Source organism: Streptococcus sp. F2 (genome assembly GCF_056500955.1).
Genome location: NZ_JBWKAI010000014.1, coordinates 21,670 through 40,658 on the forward strand (window position 1 = coordinate 21,670; position 18,989 = coordinate 40,658).

17 protein-coding genes are annotated in these 18,989 nt (G+C 40.1%); 14 read left to right on the forward strand and 3 right to left on the reverse strand.

The window, feature by feature from the left end:
- Position 1: 1 nt before the first annotated feature.
- From ACYTR8_RS05740 to ileS, 4 genes are all read left to right on the forward strand, one after another.
- Entirely contained in the window at positions 2-256 is a 255-nt protein-coding gene (locus ACYTR8_RS05740; protein WP_003051849.1) for a YggT family protein, read from the forward strand.
- The gene (locus ACYTR8_RS05745; RefSeq protein WP_269760293.1) at positions 256-1,047 is read left to right on the forward strand and encodes a YlmH family RNA-binding protein; all 792 of its coding nucleotides are present in this window, start codon (positions 256-258) and stop codon (positions 1,045-1,047) included. The genes ACYTR8_RS05740 and ACYTR8_RS05745 overlap by 1 nt, the downstream gene beginning before the upstream one ends.
- A 9-nt stretch (positions 1,048-1,056) precedes the next feature.
- Positions 1,057-1,812 (forward strand): DivIVA domain-containing protein, encoded by a 756-nt coding sequence (locus ACYTR8_RS05750; RefSeq protein ID WP_003051845.1) that lies wholly within the window; start codon positions 1,057-1,059, stop codon positions 1,810-1,812.
- 264 nt (positions 1,813-2,076) lie between these two features.
- Positions 2,077-4,878 carry an isoleucine--tRNA ligase gene (gene ileS / locus ACYTR8_RS05755; protein ID WP_479641830.1) on the forward strand — a complete coding sequence of 934 codons (2,802 nt, stop codon included), beginning with the start codon at positions 2,077-2,079 and terminating at the stop codon, positions 4,876-4,878.
- A 403-nt stretch (positions 4,879-5,281) separates the two neighbouring features.
- On the opposite strand, the gene ACYTR8_RS05760 is transcribed toward ileS, so the two are convergent.
- The 3 genes from ACYTR8_RS05760 to ACYTR8_RS05770 form a co-directional block, all read right to left on the reverse strand.
- Positions 5,282-5,584: a DUF1827 family protein gene (locus tag ACYTR8_RS05760; RefSeq protein ID WP_003051842.1), complete on the reverse strand. Its 303-nt coding sequence runs from the start codon at positions 5,582-5,584 to the stop codon at positions 5,282-5,284.
- A 49-nt stretch (positions 5,585-5,633) separates the two neighbouring features.
- Complete coding sequence (locus tag ACYTR8_RS05765; protein WP_111717090.1) at positions 5,634-6,089, reverse strand: NUDIX domain-containing protein; 456 nt, start codon at positions 6,087-6,089, stop codon at positions 5,634-5,636.
- Between the two features lie 117 nt (positions 6,090-6,206).
- Positions 6,207-8,498, reverse strand: coding sequence for an ATP-dependent Clp protease ATP-binding subunit (locus ACYTR8_RS05770; protein WP_269760296.1), 2,292 nt, complete (start codon positions 8,496-8,498; stop codon positions 6,207-6,209).
- A gap of 298 nt (positions 8,499-8,796) precedes the next feature.
- Here ACYTR8_RS05770 and ACYTR8_RS05775 point away from each other — a divergent pair, with 298 nt between their 5' ends.
- The 10 genes from ACYTR8_RS05775 (at position 8,797) to ACYTR8_RS05820 (ending at position 18,937) form a co-directional block, all read left to right on the forward strand.
- A complete protein-coding gene (locus tag ACYTR8_RS05775; protein WP_003051836.1) occupies positions 8,797-9,027 on the forward strand; it encodes a DUF1797 family protein in 231 nt (76 codons plus the stop codon).
- Positions 9,028-9,154: 127 nt separating this feature from the next.
- Positions 9,155-9,841, forward strand: a complete 687-nt coding sequence (locus ACYTR8_RS05780; protein ID WP_003051835.1) for an amino acid ABC transporter permease — start codon at positions 9,155-9,157, stop codon at positions 9,839-9,841.
- Positions 9,841-10,575, forward strand: coding sequence for an amino acid ABC transporter ATP-binding protein (locus ACYTR8_RS05785; protein WP_479641831.1), 735 nt, complete (start codon positions 9,841-9,843; stop codon positions 10,573-10,575). Before ACYTR8_RS05780 ends, ACYTR8_RS05785 begins: the two co-directional genes overlap by 1 nt.
- Positions 10,576-10,775: 200 nt before the next feature.
- Positions 10,776-11,252, forward strand: coding sequence for a FeoA family protein (locus ACYTR8_RS05790; RefSeq protein WP_280641383.1), 477 nt, complete (start codon positions 10,776-10,778; stop codon positions 11,250-11,252).
- A complete protein-coding gene (gene feoB / locus ACYTR8_RS05795; RefSeq protein WP_479641832.1) occupies positions 11,249-13,408 on the forward strand; it encodes a ferrous iron transport protein B in 2,160 nt (719 codons plus the stop codon). Before ACYTR8_RS05790 ends, feoB begins: the two co-directional genes overlap by 4 nt.
- Positions 13,408-13,548 (forward strand): FeoB-associated Cys-rich membrane protein, encoded by a 141-nt coding sequence (locus ACYTR8_RS05800; protein WP_111717078.1) that lies wholly within the window; start codon positions 13,408-13,410, stop codon positions 13,546-13,548. The genes feoB and ACYTR8_RS05800 overlap by 1 nt, the downstream gene beginning before the upstream one ends.
- Positions 13,549-13,748: 200 nt before the next feature.
- Positions 13,749-15,173, forward strand: coding sequence for a cryptochrome/photolyase family protein (locus tag ACYTR8_RS05805; protein WP_269760300.1), 1,425 nt, complete (start codon positions 13,749-13,751; stop codon positions 15,171-15,173).
- 153 nt (positions 15,174-15,326) lie between these two features.
- Positions 15,327-17,021, forward strand: a complete 1,695-nt coding sequence (locus tag ACYTR8_RS05810; RefSeq protein ID WP_479641833.1) for a phospho-sugar mutase — start codon at positions 15,327-15,329, stop codon at positions 17,019-17,021.
- A gap of 216 nt (positions 17,022-17,237) precedes the next feature.
- Positions 17,238-18,089: a bifunctional methylenetetrahydrofolate dehydrogenase/methenyltetrahydrofolate cyclohydrolase gene (locus tag ACYTR8_RS05815; RefSeq protein ID WP_479641834.1), complete on the forward strand. Its 852-nt coding sequence runs from the start codon at positions 17,238-17,240 to the stop codon at positions 18,087-18,089.
- On the forward strand, positions 18,089-18,937 hold the full coding sequence (locus tag ACYTR8_RS05820; RefSeq protein ID WP_479641835.1) for an NAD(P)H-hydrate dehydratase: 849 nt from the start codon (positions 18,089-18,091) through the stop codon (positions 18,935-18,937). Before ACYTR8_RS05815 ends, ACYTR8_RS05820 begins: the two co-directional genes overlap by 1 nt.
- Positions 18,938-18,989 lie beyond the last annotated feature (52 nt).

Here is an 18,989-nt window from a genome sequence, read left to right on the forward strand (position 1 = left end):
TATGATATTGATATTATCTATCCTCCTTCGCTTAATCAGAGTTTACAGCTACTTGTTAATAGCTTATGCCCTATTATCATGGTTCCCAGGAGCTTATAACTCTTGGATTGGTCGTTTACTTAGCGGTATTGTTGAACCAGTCTTGAAGCCCTTTAGAGCATTGAACTTACAATTTGCGGGCCTTGATTTTACTATTTTTGTTATTATCATTGGTTTAAATTTCTTAGCTCAAATTTTGGTTAGAGTGTTTATTTAATGGTTAATCACAAACAACTTTATCAGCATTTTCATCCTGAGGAATATCCTTTTATTGAGAAAATGTCTGATATGATTAACAGGGTGGATAGTCACTATCTTTTAGAAGTCACTGATTTTTTAAATCCTAGAGAGATAACGATTCTAAAAAGTCTGGTTGCTCCAACGGATTTAAAGGTTTTTTCCTCAACAGATTATTATCCAAGTGAATATGGTCGTGTGATTGTTGCACCGGATTATTATGATTTGGATGAAGCTGATTTTCAGATAGCTTTGGTAGAAATAACCTATCAAGCAAAGTTTAATCAGTTAACGCATAGTCAAATTTTAGGAACTTTGATCAATGAACTGGGGATTAAACGAAGTCTACTTGGGGATATCTTTGTGGAAACAGGGTATGCGCAACTCATGATTAATCGGCAGCTATTAGATTATATGTTAACAACCATTTCTAAAATAGCCAGAGCGAGTGTTTCGTTGAAGGAAATTCCTTTGAATCAACTGATCAAATCCTCTAATGATGCGCAACTTGTGGATATCATGGTTTCGAGCCTTCGGTTAGATCGCTTGGTTGCGACGGTGTTGAAAAAATCTCGAGCACAAGCCATGACATTGATTGAAACTGACAAAGTGAAAGTTAACTACCGGCAGGTTCATAAGGTAGCTGATCATTTAGCCATAGGGGATATGGTGAGCATTAGAGGTTATGGTCGGTTTACCCTTCTAACGGATAATGGATTGACCAAAAATGGGAAATACAAATTGACGCTTAGTAAAATGATGCATAAATAAGGAGACATAATGGCACTTACAGCACTAGAAATTAAAGATAAAACGTTTAAAACCAAATTCCGTGGATATAGTGAAGAGGAAGTTAACGAATTCCTTGACATTGTTGTTGACGACTATGAGGCTTTAGTTCGTAAAAATCGTGACAACGAAGCGCGTATTAAAGACCTTGAGGAAAAATTATCTTATTTTGATGAAATGAAAGAGTCACTTAGCCAGTCTGTAATCTTAGCTCAAGAAACAGCTGAAAAAGTGAAAGCAACGGCTAATGCGGAAGCAACAAACTTGGTTAGCAAAGCGACTTATGATGCTCAGCACTTGTTGGATGCATCAAAAGCAAAAGCAAATCAAATGTTACGTGATGCAACTGACGAAGCGAAGCGTGTGGCGATTGAGACAGAAGAATTGAAACGTCAAACCCGTGTTTTCCATCAACGTTTGATTTCATCAATTGAGTCACAATTGAGCTTATCAAATTCACCTGAATGGGATGAGTTGTTACAGCCAACCGCAATTTACCTTCAAAATTCGGATGCAGCGTTCAAAGAAGTTGTAAAGACTGTTCTTAATGAAGATATTCCGGATTCTGATGACAGTGCTTCTTTTGATGCTACACGTCAGTTTACTCCGGAAGAACTAGAGGAATTGCAACGTCGTGTTGATGAAAGTAACAAAGAATTAGAAGCTCACCAACAAGAGCATCAGAATGAGGCAGAAGCTGAACCTGTAAATCTTAGTGAGACACAAACGTTTAAATTGAATATTTAAGATATAGAAAAACAAGGTGGTTTGCTTACAATCACAGCAAGCGGGAGACGATGAGAGTCCTGCATTCCCTGAGCATTCACATTATCATTTTCTTATATTTTCGCTGAATGACAGTAGGCGAGGAGGTTGGCTCACCTTACGAGCAAAGAGGGAATAGTTATTTTGTAGCTATTCTGAACTAAGGTGGTACCACGAGCTTTCGTCCTTTTTTGAGACGAGGCTTTTTTATATAGTTTCAAGATTGTTTAGAAGGAGTTTGATACAATGAAATTAAAAGAAACACTTAATCTTGGGAAAACAGCATTTCCAATGCGGGCTGGTCTTCCTAATAAAGAACCACAATGGCAAGCAGCTTGGGAAGAAGCAGATTTGTACACAAAACGCCAAGAACTTAATGCTGGCAAACCAGCTTTCCATCTTCATGATGGTCCTCCATATGCCAATGGAAATATTCACGTTGGGCATGCTCTTAATAAAATTTCAAAAGATATTATTGTTCGCTCTAAGTCTATGTCAGGCTTCCAAGCACCTTATGTTCCAGGTTGGGATACACATGGTCTTCCAATCGAACAAGTCTTGGCTAAACAAGGTGTGAAGCGTAAGGAAATGGATTTGGCTGACTACCTTGATATGTGCCGTCAATACGCTTTAAGCCAAGTGGATAAACAACGTGATGACTTCAAACGTCTGGGTGTGTCAGCGGACTGGGAGAACCCTTACGTGACTTTGGATCCACAATTTGAAGCTGATCAAATCCGTGTCTTTGGAGCGATGGCTGATAAAGGATACATCTATCGTGGCGCTAAACCAGTTTATTGGTCTTGGTCTTCAGAATCGGCCTTGGCAGAAGCTGAAATTGAATACCATGATATTGATTCAACCTCTTTATACTACGCCAATAAAGTTAAAGATGGTAAAGGCGTCCTTGATACCAATACGTATATCGTTGTTTGGACCACAACACCATTTACCGTTACAGCCTCACGTGGATTGACAGTTGGGCCTGATATGGATTATCTTGTGGTGAAACCTGCGGGTTCAGACCGTCAGTATGTTGTGGCAGAAGGCCTTTTAGATAGCCTTGCTGGAAAATTTGGTTGGGAGTCTTTTGAGACTTTAGCTAGTCATAAAGGAGTTGATCTAGAGTACATCGTGACAGAACACCCTTGGGATACTGATGTAGAAGAACTCGTTATCCTTGGTGACCATGTTACCCTTGAATCAGGAACAGGGATTGTCCACACAGCACCAGGTTTTGGTGAAGATGACTACAATGTTGGTACAAAATATAAACTGGAAGTTGCTGTGACAGTTGATGAACGTGGTCTCATGATGGAAAATGCAGGACCAGATTTCCACGGACAATTTTATGATAAGGTAACGCCAATTGTCATTGATAAACTTGGTGACCTCTTATTAGCACAAGAAGTGATCAATCACTCATACCCATTTGACTGGCGGACGAAAAAACCAATCATCTGGCGTGCTGTACCGCAATGGTTTGCTTCTGTTTCTGACTTCCGTCAGGATATTTTAGATGAAATTGAAAAAACAACTTTCCATCCTTCTTGGGGTAAAACACGTCTTTACAATATGATTCGTGATCGTGGTGATTGGGTTATTTCTCGTCAACGTGCTTGGGGTGTTCCACTTCCAATCTTCTATGCGGAAGATGGCACAGCTATTATGACTAAGGAAGTGACAGATCATGTGGCCAATTTATTCCAAGAAAATGGCTCAATCATTTGGTGGCAAAAAGAAGCTAAAGACCTATTGCCAGAAGGCTTCACTCATCCAGGGTCACCAAATGGTGAGTTTACAAAAGAGACTGATATCATGGATGTTTGGTTTGACTCTGGTTCTTCTTGGAATGGTGTTATGAATGATAGGGACAACCTATCTTATCCAGCTGACCTATACCTAGAAGGTTCTGACCAGTATCGTGGTTGGTTCAATTCATCCTTAATCACTTCTGTGGCTGTTAACGGTCATGCTCCTTATAAGGCTATCTTATCGCAAGGCTTTGTTCTTGATGGTAAGGGAGAAAAAATGTCTAAATCAAAAGGCAATATCATTTCTCCAAATGATGTGGCTAAACAATATGGTGCAGATATTCTCCGTCTCTGGGTAGCTTCTGTGGATACCGATAATGATGTCCGTGTTTCTATGGAGATTCTTGGTCAAGTCTCTGAAACCTACCGTAAAATCCGTAACACCCTTCGCTTCTTGATTGCTAATACATCTGATTTCAACCCTGCTACGGATACAGTAGCTTATGCAGACTTAGGAGCTGTTGATAAGTACATGACAATTGTCTTTAATCAGTTGGTAGCAACGATTAATGACGCTTATGAGCGTTATGACTTTATGACTATTTACAAAGCAGTGGTGAACTTTGTTACGGTTGATTTATCAGCCTTCTATCTTGATTTTGCTAAAGACGTTGTCTATATTGAAGCTGCCAACAGCTTAGAACGTCGTCGCATGCAGACAGTCTTCTATGATATCTTGGTTAAGATTACGAAGTTATTGACGCCAATCTTGCCTCACACTACTGAAGAAATCTGGTCTTATCTAGAGCATGAGTCAGAAGCATTTGTTCAATTGGCAGAAATGCCTGTGGCAGAAACCTTCTCAGCTCAAGAGGATATTTTAGAAGCTTGGTCAGCTTTCATGACTTTGCGTACCCAAGCTCAAAAAGCTTTGGAAGAAGCGCGAAATGCCAAGGTTATTGGGAAATCATTGGAAGCTCATTTGACTATCTACGCTAGCGAAGAAGTGAAAACCTTGTTGACAGCGTTGGATAGCGATATTGCTTTACTTTTGATCGTGTCTCAATTAACCATCGCTGACTTGGCAGATGCTCCTGCTGATGCCGTAGCATTTGAAGATGTTGCCTTTACAGTTGAACATGCAGTGGGAGAAGTTTGTGAGCGTTCACGCCGTATTGACCCAACTACTCGCATGCGTTCTTACAATGCATTTGTCTGCGACCATAGCGCTAAGATCATTGAAGAAAATTTCCCAGAAGCTGTTGCTGAAGGCTTTGAAGACAGTGGTAAATAATTCTATACTTTACTTAGGTAGTACGGATGGTAGCAACTTCCTACGGGATTTTATACCTAGATGTTGAGCCTAAGTCTCAAAATCTCCAAACGCCAGAAACATCATGTTTCTGGCGTTTTTGTTCTGGCGTAAAGTACCCAGTTTGGGTCGCCTCTGACGAACATAATGCAAACAGTGATACTACTTTTGATAATATTGTAAACAAATTCTCTTAGAGCTACATTGCCTACAACCTGATGATTTTTTAGTATGATGACATAAGCTCATTTAGCCTATGTTAACTGCTGTTACTACATTTTAAAGTAAGGAAGATATGACATATAATAAGATCTCATCATGATGACTAAAAAAAACTTAGGCCCTTTAAAAAGGACCTAAGTTAGAGTAATGTCGCTAACTGCTTCTAGACAGTTGTTTGGAATGAAATTTCAATCAAGTTATTCGTATGAAGGGTCTTGGATTGCCCAGGAATAACGATAGCAGGGTCAATTTTACGTTTCATGAAAAATTCACGAATCACTTCAAGTTCATCTTCCTTGATGGCACGGTATTTATTTGAAATTAGTAGTTCGTAATGTTTTGGTGCTTGGGTAAAAATGACATCTGTATTTCCTGCTGAATAAACCTCAACTAAACGAGCATCTGTATTCTGCAGCTGATTTCTGACGAGTTCTGGGTGACTACTAGTCGTGTTGATGAGTCTCATAAATGTCCTCCTGAATATCCTATACCTATTATAGCACTATTTAAAAGAGTTAGTTAGTAGAATGATGCTTTTTTTGCCATTGTTCAACACCCCATTTATGACTTCCGCGTTTTAATTTAGAGATAGCTTCTTCAGTAGAAAACCAAGCCAAAGTGTTGAAATCTTCTAAGGGTTGAGAAACTTCTTGAAACGCAGTCACTTCATAAAGATAGGCTGGATGATAGAAATGGGTATCACGATGGCGAGAGTAGAAGTATTCATCAGCTTGACCATAGTAAGCACCAATCTGAGCAGTAAATCCTAGTTCTTCCAATAACTCACGTTCTAAGGCCTGAGCATGATTTTCACCAGCCTCAATTTCACCACCTGGTAAAAACCAAGCGCCATTAGGAGCTTGCACGAGAATCACTTTGGTCCGTTCTTGATTAGGAATGATGGCATAAACACCATACCGTGCCACATAGTTTTCATGGTCGCTATAGTTACCGAATGTTGGAATTGTCATCGTATCCCTCCTTTTTCTTATTATACTAAATTTTGAGCTATTATTCTTATAAAAATGTTTTCTTTTGACTAGTTCACGAAAAAAAGAGAGTTTCAATGAGAAAACTCTCTTTTAGGTTTAGTTCTCGTCGGTCTGATCTTGTTTAGCTGTTACCGTTTCATCTTTTTTGGCAGCTTTAATCATGATATTACCGTTACTTGTCATTATGGCACGCAAGTCCTTTTCAGTGGGGTGTTCCAAATAGTAGTCCGTAATCGCATCTTCGATATAATCTTGGATGGTACGACGGAGTGGTCGAGCACCCATTTTAGGATCATAGCCTAAATCTACTAATTTTTCTTTGACTTTTTGTGTCACATCAAGGTGAATCCCATTATAGCCTAAGCGCTTATTAACATCTTCCAGCATTAAATCAACGATATGCAAGAGGTTATCTTTGCTCAAGGCCTTAAATTCAATAATACCATCGAAACGGTTCATGAACTCTGGGCTGAAGAAGTTACTTAATTCACCAAGGACAGAGCTTGTTCGTCCTTCTCTAGCTGCACCAAATCCAACAGAAGCTTCGCTTTTACCTGTTCCGGCATTAGAGGTCATGATAATAATAGTATCTTTGAAGCTGACTGTCCGTCCTTGACCATCTGTTAAACGGCCATCATCAAGAACTTGTAAAAACATATGCATGACGTCAGGATGAGCCTTTTCCACCTCATCTAAGAGAATAAGTGAATATGGGTTGCGGCGAACTTGTTCCGTCAACTGGCCAGCTTCTTCATAGCCCACATAACCAGGAGGAGCCCCGACTAATTTAGCAACGGCATGTTTTTCCATGTATTCGGACATATCAAAGCGAATCATATTGTCAGCAGAGCCAAAGAGTTCAATAGCTAGTTGCTTAGACAATTCTGTTTTACCAACACCTGTTGGCCCAACGAATAAGAAAGAACCAATAGGACGATTTGGAGTTCCCAATCCCACACGGTTTCGGCGAATGGCCTTGGCAATTTTGTCAACGGCATCATCTTGGCCAATCACGTGAGCTTTCAAATCATTAGCCAAATTAACGAGTTGAGATTGTTCTTTTTCTTTCAAGTCGCCAACTGGAATATTGGTTTTTTGTTCAATGATGGCTTCAATGGTTTTTTCAGTAATGATAGGAATATCCTGTTCGTCGACTTTTTGAGCTTGCATTTCCTTGTATTTCGCAATTTGATCACGGAAATAGGCTGCTCGTTCGTAATCTTCGTCACGAGTTGCTTGAGCCTTGAGGTTTTCTGCTTCAATCAGACGTTTGTCAATCTCTTTAGGGTCAACAAAATTAAGGGTTAAATTCATTTTTGAACCAGCTTCGTCCAGAAGGTCAATGGCCTTATCAGGGAGGAATCGGTCTTGGATGTAGCGATTGGATAAGTGTGCAGCAGCCTCGATAGCTGCTGGGCTATATTTGACATGATGATAGTCTTCATATTTGGGTTGGATACCTTTTAAGATGGTAATGGTTTCTTCTACAGAAGGTTCGTCAACTTTCACCGGCTGCATCCGCCGCTCCAAGGCAGCATCTTTTTCAATAATACGGTATTCATTTAAGGTAGTAGCACCAACGAGTTGCAACTCACCACGGGCCAAGGCTGGTTTTAAAATATTGCCAGCATCCATATTGCCATCTCCAGCAGAACCAGCACCTACAATTTCATGAATTTCATCAATAAAGAGAATCACATCTTTGCGCTGACGAATTTCTTCCATTAATTTTTGCATACGTTCTTCGAATTGACCACGGATACCTGTGCCTTGAACAAGACTAACCACATCTAGACGAATCACTTGCTTACCTTGCAATTTGTGAGGTACTGTGCCATCTACAATTTTCTGAGCTAGACCTTCTACAACAGCTGTTTTACCAACTCCTGGTTCTCCAATAAGCACAGGGTTATTTTTAGTCCGACGGTTAAGAATCTCGATGACACGTGTAATCTCGTCATCTCGACCGATGACAGGGTCAATATCACCATGTCTTGCAATATCGGTCACATTAATGCCAAATTCTTCTAGCAAGCCTTTTGCTTGCTGATTTGGTGTTTGTGGTTGAGTGGGACGTTGCCCATTGAAATGACCACCATGGCGTCCCCCACCATTTCCACTTTGCCCTGCCTGAGTAGGTGGGGTATTTGGAAGGTTGCCAAAGGCTCTAAAATTATTTAAATCACCAAAAAAGTCATCAAAGAAGGGGTTGGATGAGCGTTCTTGGGCTCTTTGACCTCCATTTAGACCACCTAAAATAGGATTAGTAGCGTCAGTCTTCATGATTTGATAACAGTTTTGACAAAGGTCAACTTGTTTTTGTTTTCCATTAACATTCGTGTAGAGGTGAATGGTTGATTCGTTTAAATTACAATTTTGACAAAGCATAATATACCTCCAAGGGTTTATCTAAAAGTCAAAGTCATTTAGTCAAAAATGGTCAAACTTTATACTCATATTATAGCACCACTGTTTTGGAAATCAAGTAAAAAGCTTATGATGTTAGCACTGTCAGGGATAGAGTGATAACTGATCTTGTCAGCCCTGCTATTTTTCAAAAGGTTAAGAGGTAGGAGGCACTAAAGGCTAAAAATGGGAAAATGTGAAGAAAAATGCTACTTTTCTTGTTTGTTTGGCGCGAATTGTGTTAAAATAATAGGGATAAAAAACGAATAGGAGAAACGAAATGGAATCACATTTGGTGAGAATCATCAATCGTTTGGAATTGATGGTAACAGATGGCGGTAATCTCAAGCGAAATTTTGAACGTGATGGTGTTGTTGTAGCAGAAGTTGCCTTTTCAAATGACCCGGAAAACGGACCAGTTTTCACATTGCGTGATATTGAAGCGCGTGAGTCATATTCCTTTGATAGTATTGACTTGATTGCAATGGAAATCTACGATTTATTATATTAAGCTGTATATCATAAAGAGACTTGCCTGAGGCAGGTTTTTTTATTGCCAAAAAAGTATTGTATTAATATTCATTGAATGGTATAATTATCTTTATTGTTGTGACCTTAGGACTTATAAGGAGATATAGATGGATTTATCATTTTTGCCCAAATACTGGGCCTACTTTAACTATGGTGTTCTTGTCACCATTATGATTTCGGCTAGTGTCGTCTTTTTTGGAACCATTATTGGGGTTTTGGTAACACTAATCAAACGTACTCAAATAAAGCCTTTGACTTGGCTAGTCAATACTTATGTGTGGATTTTTCGTGGGACACCAATGGTTGTTCAAATTATGATTGCCTTTGCTTGGATGCATTTTAATCAAATGCCAACTATCGGTTTTGGAGTTTTGAATTTAGATTTTTCAAGATTACTTCCTGGTATTATTATCATTTCGTTGAATAGCGGTGCCTACATTTCAGAAATTGTTAGAGCGGGTATTGAAGCTGTTCCAAAAGGGCAACTTGAAGCAGCCTATTCACTAGGTATCCGCCCTCGAAATGCCATGCGCTATGTGATTTTGCCTCAAGCCTTTAAGAATATTCTTCCTGCTTTAGGCAATGAATTTATCACGATCATTAAAGATAGTGCTCTCTTGCAAACTATTGGTGTTATGGAACTTTGGAATGGAGCTCAGTCAGTAGCAACAGCTACCTATTCTCCAATTGCTCCTTTACTAGTTGCTGCTTTTTACTATTTAATGGTCACGACAGTGCTGTCACAATTATTGGCAGTCTTAGAGCGTCGTATGGCACAAGGAGGTAATCATTAATGACGGAACCTATTATTGCAATAAAAGCGTTACACAAATATTATGGGCAAAACGAGGTGCTTAAAGGAATTGATTTAAATATTATGCCAGGAGAAGTCGTGGTGATTATTGGCCCTTCTGGTTCTGGAAAATCAACTTTACTTCGTACCATGAACCTTCTTGAGGTTCCTACGAAAGGTCAGATAACGTTTGAAGGCATTGACATTACAGATAAAAGAAATGACATTTTTACAATGCGTGAAAAAATGGGAATGGTATTTCAACAATTTAATCTTTTCCCTAATATGACCGTTATAGACAATATTACCTTGTCACCTATTAAAACGAAAGGCATTTCTAAAGCAGAAGCTGACAAAATGGCTTTGGTACTGTTAGATAAAGTTGGATTGTCAGAAAAAGCTAATGCTTACCCATCTAGTCTATCTGGGGGACAGCAGCAGCGAATTGCGATTGCGCGTGGCCTAGCTATGGATCCAGACGTCTTACTATTTGACGAGCCTACTTCAGCCTTGGATCCCGAAATGGTGGGTGAGGTTTTGGCTGTTATGCAGGATTTGGCTAAATCTGGGATGACGATGGTCATTGTCACCCATGAAATGGGCTTTGCTAAAGAAGTCGCAGACCGTGTGATTTTTATGGATGGCGGCGTTATTGTGGAAGAAGGAAGTCCGGACCAACTTTTTGATCTGACTAAAGAAGAACGTACAAAAGATTTTTTAAGCAAAGTGCTCTAACAATCAAATTATCTCTTGTTAAACTTGAGTCTATGCAGACTCAAGTTTTTTTGATGATAACTCCTAAGGGGGTGCTATTGCCATTTCTTTTTTAGAATCATTATTATATGAGATTAAAAAGACAAAAAACTTAAAGCACCTTGTAGTGAGAAGAGCAGAGTATGTTATAATGGACACTGTAATTAAAAGGAGAGCTTATGATGAAATTATCTCAGGTAAGAAGTGGCATCGCCTATCAGGTACTTAGCATAGCATTACCTCAAGACCATCAGAGGCATCTAGCTCATCTTGGCATCAAGAAAGGAAGCCAAGTCAAGGTCATGTCGCAGACGAAGCAAAATGCAATTTTGATGATTAAAACAAGTCGTCTGGCCTTTGACAAGAGTCTTTTAGATGCTATTGAGGTCAGTGAGGTTGATGAAGGAGGGCAAACACTTCCTTTATCAGAATTAGCAATCATGGAAGTGGCTATTGTCGAAGCTATTTATGCGAGCAAGGAAACGAAGCGGCGTTTAATGGATATGGGACTAACGAGGGGAACTCGTTTTCAGTTACGTAAGCGAGCGCCTTTAGGTGACCCTCTAGAAATTAGTTTGAGGGGGTATGAGTTAAGTTTACGTCAGTCGGAAGCTCAATTAATTGCTGTACGGCAGCTAGAAGATGAGGACATGTCATGACAAAAATGGCCTTGATTGGTAATCCTAACAGTGGAAAAACGAGTCTTTTTAACCTCTTAACAGGAACTAATCAGCGGGTAGGAAATTGGCCTGGTGTTACGGTTGATCGTAAAAGTGGTTTGTTAAAGTCAGATAAGACAATTGAGATTCAAGATCTCCCTGGTGTTTACTCAATGTCACCCTATAGTCCAGAAGAACAGGTTGCAAGAGACTACCTGCTTAGCCAAGATGCTCAAGTTATTATTAACGTGGTAGACGGTACTCATTTGGAGCGGAACCTCTACTTGACCACACAACTGATGGAGATGGGCATGCCTTTAGTTATGGCGCTCAACATGTCTGATGTGTTAGAAGCTAGTCAAAAACAGATTAATCTGGATAAGCTAAGTTACCAACTGGGTTTTCCCATTGTAGCAACCAGTGCTTTAAAAAACACAGGGCTTAACCAGCTAATTAGCAGTTGCCAAAAGGAAATAGCATATCCTAAGGAAACACCTTATTTTCCGATTTATGATAATCGATTGGAAGCGGCACTAGCTCAAATCATGGAAGTGTTGCAGGGAGTTGATTTAGGAATGGCCTGGCGATATTATAGTCTTAAATTATTTGAACGAGACCCTTTAGTTCAGCAAGCCTTAGCTTTGGAGGATGCTCTTGCCAAAGAAATTGAAATGATTATTAAGATTACTGAAGATGTTTTTGGGGAGGATGCTGAATCCATTGTTATTAATGAGCGCTATGCATATATTGAACAAGTTTGTCACATGGCTCAGATTGAAACTAATGATTTGGAATGGCGACGTTCAGACCAAATTGATCGCATTGTCACCAATCGATTTTTAGCACTCCCCATTTTTGCTTTAGCCATGTTTTTGGTCTATTTTTTAGCTATTCAAACGGTGGGAACCATGGGAACGGATTGGGTCAATGATGTTTTATTTGGCGACTATGTTCCGAATGCAGCCAGCACAGCCTTAGATTATCTAAAGGTTGAAGCCTGGTTACAATCTCTCATTATTGATGGGATTCTTGCAGGGATTGGTGCTGTTATAGGATTTGTTCCTCAAATTTTTGTTCTTTTTATCTGCCTAGACATTTTAGAAGATATTGGCTATATGAGTCGGATTGCTTTTGTCATGGACCGTATTTTTAGACGATTTGGGCTTTCTGGCAAATCTTTTATTCCTATGCTTATTGCGACAGGTTGTGGTGTTCCGGCTATTATGGCTAGCCGCACTATTGAAAATGAGCGAGACCGGAAAATTACAATCATGACAGCTACTTTTATGCCTTGCTCTGCCAAGCTAGCGATTATTGCGCTAATTTCTGGAGCTTTTTTCCCTAACAATCCTTTCATTGCTCCGAGTGCTTACTTTGTGGGAATTGCTTCTATTATTTTATCTGGAATTGCTCTTAAAAAGACCAAGTTATTAGGTGGACAGGCTAGTCCCTTTATTATGGAATTGCCAGCCTATCATTTACCTAATATGTTAACGGTGACGCATTATGCCTTTGGGAAGGCATGGAGTTTTGTCAAACGAGCCGGCACCATTATTTTTGCATTGACGATTTTAATCTGGTTTTTGTCAACTTATAATGGCCATTTGCAGGTTGTTAAAACAGACCACAGTCTGCTAGCTGACTGTGGCCGCCTCTTTGCTTGGCTTTTTAAACCGTTAGGATTTGGCAATTGGAAAGCAACCGTGGCAGCTCTCACTGGTTTATTGGCCAAAGAAACCGTAGTGGCTACCTTCGGTATCTTATATCATCAGGCAGACGCGACTGAAACTAGCAGGGCCCTCTGGACTAGCCTTCAAATGGATTATACTGCCTTAGCTGCTTATTCATTTTTGCTGTTTAATTTGTTGTGTGCGCCTTGTTTTGCGGCCATCGGTGCTATTAAACGTGAAATGAATAGCGTCAGGTGGTCACTATTTGCCATCGGTTTTCAGACAGGTCTAGCTTATCTTCTCAGTTTTATCCTTTATCAGGTGGGGTTGGTCTTTATGGGGCAAGAAGTCACTTTCTGGACGATTTTGGCAGGAATCGGGATAGTTGCTCTCTTATATGCTATTTTGAGAAAACCAGCATTTGTGTCTGAACAAGTTATTACCATGAGCAACCTTGAGCGTATTAGTCAGGAGGAAAAAAACTAATGTCAACTCTTATTTTAGCAGCTGTGATCGGTATTCTTGTTGTCCTAGCCCTTACCCATTATTATAAACAAAAGGGCTCTTGTGGGGACTGTCAGTGTTCTTGTCCTATCAAGGAAGATATGGAAAAACTCAACAAATAAAAAAATAACGCTTTAGAAAAGTCATGTTTTAGTGGCTCACCTCATCATACTTGTTAAAAGCCTTTGGTTCATACGGACTAAAGGCTTTTCGATATGCAGCTATTAAGGTTTTTGAGAGGTGCTTGCTTTCGTTTTCTGTTACAATAAGAAAAAGTGACAGTGCACGTGAGACTTAACAAAGAACGAGAAAGGAATAAGATATGGTTTCCGTAATGTGGTTTCGTAGAGACTTAAGAGTAGAGGACCAAAAAGCTTTGGCTCGTGCTATTGCCAGTCAGTCTCCAACTTTATGTGTGTTTCAATTTAATCAAGAGCAACTCAGTCAGCCCCCAAGTCGAAATCAGTCAGCTGTTGTAGCAAGTGTTTTGGCATTTAAAGAGGAGTTGAAAGAAAAAGGGATTGATCTCTATGTGATGCATGGTGATTTAATCACTTGTTTTGAGCAGTTAGCCCAACAGTTAGACCAGTGGACGGATGTGTATTTCAATTATGATGAGTCAGGGTTTGGTCGCAGGCGAGACCAACAAGCAGCGCAATGGTTTAGAGCAAAAAAGATTAATATTCATGCTTACCAGGATCATTATTTGCATGGTAGTCAAGAAATAAAGAACCAGTCAGGGCAGTATTATAAGGTCTTTACACCATACTATCGCGTCTGGCAATGCCTTCCTAAAGAAACGCCAGTTGTTGTTGATTTATCTCGGGGAAATTGGTTAAGTCTAAAAACACCTCAAGCAACTTTGGAGTTGATTGAAACGTTAAAAGATACGACTTTTAATGATGTGATGACTGTTAAAGAAGCCAAGGAAAGGCTAAATCATTTTGTGGACAACCAACTAGCTGACTATGATACAACGAGAGATTTTCCATCCCGGTGTGGGACAAGCTTCTTATCGCCTTATTTAAGATTAGGAATGGTTAGTATACGGACAGTCTATCAAGCTGTTAGCCAAGCACCTGCTAGTTCAGGACAAGCAGTTTTCCTTAAAGAATTAGCTTGGCGTGATTTTTACCATATGGTTTATGTGGCCAACCCCAATCAGAAACAGCTAGCCATACAAGAAGCTTTTCGTCATTTAGAATGGGACGAGAACCCAGCAGCTTTCAAGGCATGGAAAGAAGGACAAACAGGGTATCCTATTATTGATGCAGCTATGAAACAATTACTAGCGACGGGGTGGATGCATAATCGCTTACGCATGGTAGTAGCCTCCTTTTTAACCAAGGATCTGCAGATTGATTGGCGTTTGGGGGAAGCTTATTTTCAAGAACAGTTGATTGATTATGATGCTGCAAGTAATATTGGTGGTTGGCAGTGGGCTGCCTCCGTCGGAACGGATGCGGTTCCTTATTTTAGGATTTTTAACCCGGTCACTCAAGGCAAACGATTTGATCCAGATGGTGAGTTCATAAGGTCTTACCTGCCTAGCTTGGTTAGCGTTCCTCAAAAGTACCTTTATGAGCCTTGGAAAATGCCAGAGGCTCTACAAGAAAGTATTGCTTGTATTATTGGGAAAGATTATCCTCATCCTCTAGTGGATCATGCAGAGCAACGCAAACGAGCGATTGCTAGGTATGAATGGGCGAAGGAAAAAGCGCAAATGCAAGAGGAGAGGCTTCATTAAAATGGCTATCACTTGCATTTGTTAACATGAATTAATTAAAAAAATAAGTTGACTTAATCAACGTTATTTGTTACTATTCAGTTAGTTTCCTTAAAGGATATTCCTGACGATGGAACAACTTTTATTATGTGATCTTAGAATAGGAAATGTCATATGACTTACAAAGAGGTTTATCAAGAGTGGTTAACAAATGATGCGCTCAGTGAAGACATCAAGAAAGATTTAGTAGCAATTCAAGATAATGAGACTGAGATTCAAGATCGGTTTTACAAGACACTTGAATTTGGGACAGCAGGGCTAAGAGGCAAGCTTGGTGCAGGAACTAATCGTATGAATACTTATATGGTTGGAAAAGCTGCCCAAGCTTTAGCCAATACTATCATTGATCATGGTGCTGAGGCAGTTGCAAGAGGGATTGCTGTTAGCTATGATGTGCGTTATCAGTCTCAAGAATTTGCAGAGTTAACGTGCTCTATTATGGCGGCGAATGGTATCAAGGCTTATATTTATAAGGGTACTAGACCAACACCCATGTGTTCCTATGCTATTCGTGCCTTGGGTTGTGTCTCAGGGGTCATGATTACCGCTAGTCATAATCCACAAGCCTATAACGGTTACAAGGCTTATTGGCAAGAAGGGTCTCAAATTCTAGATGATATTGCAGACCAGATTGCAGGCCATATGGCTGAGTTGACTGATTATCAATCCATTAAGCAAATGTCTTTCAAGGAAGCCTTAGCGAGCGGTCTTGTTAGCTATATTGACGATAGCGTTGAAGAAGCATACAAGCAAGAAGTCCTTGGTTTAGCCATTAACGATATGTCTATTGATAAGTCTGTTCGTGTGGTTTATACGCCCCTTAACGGCGTTGGGAATTTACCAGTGCGTGAAATCATGAAACGTCGTGGTTTTGACAATGTTTATGTGGTTCCTGAACAAGAATTACCCGATCCTGACTTTACAACAGTTGGTTACCCTAACCCAGAAGTCCCTAAAGCCTTTGCCTATTCCGAAAAATTAGGCAAGGAAGTTGATGCCGATATTCTGATTGCGACTGACCCAGACTGTGATCGTGTGGCTTTAGAAGTGAAAAATTCAGCAGGAGAGTATATCTTTTTAAATGGCAATAAAATCGGTGCGCTCTTGTCTTATTACATTTTTTCACAGCGTTCAGCCTTAGACAATTTGCCAGAGCATCCTGTTTTGGTCAAGTCTATTGTGACAGGTGATTTGTCACGGGCTATTGCGAGCCATTATGGAATTGAAACCGTTGAAACCTTGACTGGTTTTAAAAACATTTGTGGCAAGGCAAATGAATACGAAGTGACCAAGACTAAAAGCTATCTCTTTGGCTACGAGGAGAGTATTGGTTTTTGCTATGGAACATTTGTTCGGGACAAAGACGCTGTTAGTGCCTCGATGATGGTTGTGGAGATGGCTGCCTATTATAAGGAAAGAGGCCAAACCTTACTGGATGTTTTAGAAAACATCTACACTACTTTTGGCTATTATAACGAACGTCAGATTGCCTTGGAATTAGAAGGGGTTGAAGGTCAAGAACGTATTGCTAGAATCATGAATGATTTTCGTCAACATCCTCTAAAAGCGGTGGCAGACCTAACTTTAAAAACGACGATTGACTTCAAAGAAGGTTATCAAGAATTTCCAAAACAAAACTGCCTCAAGTATTATTTTGATGAAGGGTCTTGGTATGCTTTGAGGCCGTCTGGAACAGAGCCTAAAATCAAACTTTATCTCCACACCATTGGTCAAACGCAAGCTGATAGTCTTGCTAAATTAGATGCTATTGAGGCGGCTTGCAAACTAAAAATGGAACAGGTTGACTAGCAAATAAACTAAGAAAGAGGCAAGAAAGTTACTGAGAGCACTGAGATTCTTAGCTAAAATGATTCACCTAGGGCTGCAGAAACCTTTCTGACAGCCTCTTTTTGGTTTTCTGAAAAGGGCATACTAAGAGTAGGCAACCAGTAGAAGTTTGCAAATAGGAGAACAGATAAACAAATTTTTGATATAATAGAGAGATGAAAATGAAAGGGGAATTGGATGACTGAAATAATGGATGGGAAAGTCCTAGCCCAAAAAATGCAAAGCGAATTAACTATTAAGGTGCAGCAATTAAAACAGGAGAAGGGTATTGTACCAGGTTTAGTGGTTATCTTGGTTGGGGATAATCCTGCCAGTCAAGTGTATGTTCGCAACAAAGAACGGGCTGCACTTGCTGCTGGCTTCAAAAGCGAAACCGTTAGGCTGTCAGAATCTATTTGCCAGGAAGAATTGATTGCAATCATTGAACGCTATAATGAAGATGATACGATTCATGGCATCTTGGTCCAATTGCCCTTGCCAAATCACATTAATGATAAGAAAATTATCCTTGCTATTAATCCTAAAAAAGATGTGGATGGTTTTCACCCCATGAATACAGGTCACCTTTGGTCAGGTCGTCCCTTGATGGTTCCTTGCACACCAGCAGGCATTGTGGAAATGTTACGCGAATACGAGGTGGACCTTGAAGGTAAGCATGCGGTGATTATCGGAAGATCTAACATTGTAGGCAAACCAATGGCTCAACTCTTGTTAGATAAGAATGCAACGGTAACGTTGACGCATTCTAGGACACGACATTTAGAAGACGTCTGCCACCATGCGGATGTTTTAATCGTGGCCATTGGACAAGGTCATTTCGTGACGAAAGACTTTGTTAAAGAAGGGGCCGTTGTTATTGATGTTGGCATGAACCGTGATGATAATGGTAAACTTATTGGAGATGTGGCTTTTGATGAAGTTTCTCAAGTTGCCTCTAAAATTACCCCTGTTCCTGGGGGAGTCGGTCCGATGACGATTACCATGTTATTAGAACAAACTTACCAAGCAGCTTTACGGAGTGTGAGTTGATGATTAGTGACCATGATCTTGCGAGAAAAGTGATTTTACCAAGGCAAAAAGAAACTCATAAAGGCAATTACGGGCGCTTGCTTCTGATAGGGGGCTTAGCACCTTATGGTGGTGCTATTATTATGGCAGCTCTGGCAGCTTTAAACAGTGGAGCAGGTTTAATCACTGTTGCGACTGATCAATCAAATATCTCAGTTTTGTATAGCCATTTACCAGAAGCAATGGCATTTTCAGTGGATGACAGGGACTTGTTGCTAAGACAACTTGAAGTGGCAGATTTAGTCCTTATTGGTCCAGGGCTTTCTGAAAATAGCAAAGCACAAAGATTATTTGAATGGGTCGTGTCTCATATCAAAGGCCATCAACTCTTGTTAGTTGATGGCTCTGCTTTAACGATTGCTGCTCAAAAAAACTATTTCTTTCAAGATTTGACGTCACCAATTATCCTTACTCCCCACCAGAAAGAGTGGGAACGCCTTTCTGGATTAGCCATTGACCAACAGACGGTGACCAACATTCAAAAAGTCTTGCAGCAATTTCCTCAAGGGACGATTTTGGTGGCTAAAAGTTCAGTAACTAAACTCTATCAAGATGATAAGATTTATGAGCTAACTGTTGGAGGGCCATATCAAGCAATTGGTGGTATGGGGGATACTTTGGCAGGTATGATTGCGGCAATGGCTGTTCAGTTTAAGCAGGTTGATTTGTTTGATAGGGTAGCTTGTGCGGCCTATCTTCACTCAGCCATTGCTGATGCATTAGCCCAAGAAGCTTATGTGGTCTTACCAACAGCTATTAGCCAGGAAATTCCAAAATGGATGAAAGCATTCAGCGAAGAAAATGAGTAGTGCTGATAAAGGGTTTATAATAGAGTAAGAGAGGAGCCGAAAGAGACTCCTT

Excerpts from the sequence above, each read along its gene's own strand:
- ACYTR8_RS05790 (WP_280641383.1), top strand. The coding sequence starts at position 10,776 with ATGAAATTATCTCAGGTAAGAAGTGGCATCGCCTATCAGGTACTTAGC.
- ileS (WP_479641830.1), top strand. The coding sequence starts at position 2,077 with ATGAAATTAAAAGAAACACTTAATCTTGGGAAAACAGCATTTCCAATG.
- ACYTR8_RS05810 (WP_479641833.1), top strand. The coding sequence starts at position 15,327 with ATGACTTACAAAGAGGTTTATCAAGAGTGGTTAACAAATGATGCGCTC.
- ACYTR8_RS05770 (WP_269760296.1), bottom strand. The coding sequence starts at position 8,498 with ATGCTTTGTCAAAATTGTAATTTAAACGAATCAACCATTCACCTCTAC.
- ACYTR8_RS05765 (WP_111717090.1), bottom strand. The coding sequence starts at position 6,089 with ATGACAATTCCAACATTCGGTAACTATAGCGACCATGAAAACTATGTG.
- ACYTR8_RS05820 (WP_479641835.1), top strand. The coding sequence starts at position 18,089 with ATGATTAGTGACCATGATCTTGCGAGAAAAGTGATTTTACCAAGGCAA.
- ACYTR8_RS05750 (WP_003051845.1), top strand. The coding sequence starts at position 1,057 with ATGGCACTTACAGCACTAGAAATTAAAGATAAAACGTTTAAAACCAAA.
- ACYTR8_RS05815 (WP_479641834.1), top strand. The coding sequence starts at position 17,238 with ATGACTGAAATAATGGATGGGAAAGTCCTAGCCCAAAAAATGCAAAGC.
- ACYTR8_RS05805 (WP_269760300.1), top strand. The coding sequence starts at position 13,749 with ATGGTTTCCGTAATGTGGTTTCGTAGAGACTTAAGAGTAGAGGACCAA.
- feoB (WP_479641832.1), top strand. The coding sequence starts at position 11,249 with ATGACAAAAATGGCCTTGATTGGTAATCCTAACAGTGGAAAAACGAGT.
- ACYTR8_RS05775 (WP_003051836.1), top strand. The coding sequence starts at position 8,797 with ATGGAATCACATTTGGTGAGAATCATCAATCGTTTGGAATTGATGGTA.
- ACYTR8_RS05780 (WP_003051835.1), top strand. The coding sequence starts at position 9,155 with ATGGATTTATCATTTTTGCCCAAATACTGGGCCTACTTTAACTATGGT.
- ACYTR8_RS05800 (WP_111717078.1), top strand. The coding sequence starts at position 13,408 with ATGTCAACTCTTATTTTAGCAGCTGTGATCGGTATTCTTGTTGTCCTA.
- ACYTR8_RS05745 (WP_269760293.1), top strand. The coding sequence starts at position 256 with ATGGTTAATCACAAACAACTTTATCAGCATTTTCATCCTGAGGAATAT.
- ACYTR8_RS05740 (WP_003051849.1), top strand. The coding sequence starts at position 2 with ATGATATTGATATTATCTATCCTCCTTCGCTTAATCAGAGTTTACAGC.
- ACYTR8_RS05785 (WP_479641831.1), top strand. The coding sequence starts at position 9,841 with ATGACGGAACCTATTATTGCAATAAAAGCGTTACACAAATATTATGGG.
- ACYTR8_RS05760 (WP_003051842.1), bottom strand. The coding sequence starts at position 5,584 with ATGAGACTCATCAACACGACTAGTAGTCACCCAGAACTCGTCAGAAAT.